Raw genomic sequence first — 1,082 nt, forward strand, 5'->3', positions numbered from 1 at the left:
TCGTAAGTGAGAGCCATGGAGGCCAGCTTGGCACCGAACCTAGCGTGGGGGAATGGACGACCAGTCGCTCTGCGCTGTACGCGGCTATGCATCCCCGCATGAAGGTCTACGAGGCGATTGCGCAGCGAGACGGCAAGTTCTGGTTTGTTCAGATCCCCGAGCTCGATCTGTTCACGCAAGCGCGCACGGCGGACGAGATCGACAGCATGGCGCGCGACGTCATCTCGATCACGCTAGAGGTTCCACCCGACTCGTTCGAGGTTCTTGTCAGCGCCCGCTGACTCAATTTTTGAGTATCGTGCGGTGAATGGACTTCAAGGATGCAGTCGCAGGGGCGGTCAGGGCGGAGCTGGCCCGAGCGAACAGGAAACCGGCCGACCTCGCGGATGCTTTGGGTGTGAGCCGGCCCACTGTCGCGGGCCGCTTGTCCGGCGCCTACCCATTCACCATTCCGGAGCTCGACAAGGTGGCCGCACTTCTTGGCCTCACGACTCAGGACATCATGCTGTCCGCGGCGCTCACCGAACGGTTCGGGACGAGCCGAGTTGATGCAATCACCCCGCTCGAGAAACCGCGACAAGATGCGTGGGCTCAGCCAGCGCGCTCTCGACAGCGTGGACACGCCCGTGGACACAAATGAAGCCGAGATCCCCTGATCGAACAGGGCCGTTGCAGGTGCGCTTTCCCCGTGAAATCAACTAAGAAGCGACATCTGCTCGACATTGCGCGGAGCCACATTAGGGTTCAAATCCCACCGTCACCGCCACCACGAAGGCCCCGACTCCCTGGAAGCACAGGGATTGCGGGGCCTTCGTCATGTGCGGAGTGCTGGCAGCGGTAACCCAGCGATGGCCGTCTTGCTGCGCACGCTCAGACGGCTGATCGAGTGGTGAACAGCTTGATCCGATGCTGATACGGATCGCGGAGGTACAGGAACAGCGCATTGCTGATGCCGTGCCGGCCGAGGTCACGATCGATCTCGTCTCCGAAGCCGAGATCTTCGGCGACGTCGGCCGCGTGCAGAAGAGCCGTCCCTCGGCGTCAGGCGGAGTCCCCCGGTACGACGGTGAGGACGACTGGGT

General features: G+C 62.5%; 2 protein-coding genes. Both read left to right on the forward strand.

The window, feature by feature from the left end:
• Nucleotides 1–281 (forward strand): hypothetical protein (locus AC04L7_RS19380; RefSeq protein WP_475513801.1); only part of this gene is annotated, 281 nt, incomplete at its 5' end.
• 26 nt (nt 282–307) lie between these two features.
• Nucleotides 308–640 carry a helix-turn-helix domain-containing protein gene (locus AC04L7_RS19385; protein WP_475435773.1) on the forward strand — a complete coding sequence of 111 codons (333 nt, stop codon included), beginning with the start codon at nt 308–310 and terminating at the stop codon, nt 638–640.
• Nucleotides 641–1,082 lie beyond the last annotated feature (442 nt).

Source organism: Pseudoxanthomonas sp. LjRoot204_2 (assembly GCF_056175765.1).

Coding starts and splice junctions, on each gene's coding strand:
- AC04L7_RS19385 (WP_475435773.1), top strand. CDS start 308: ATGGACTTCAAGGATGCAGTCGCAGGGGCGGTCAGGGCGGAGCTGGCC.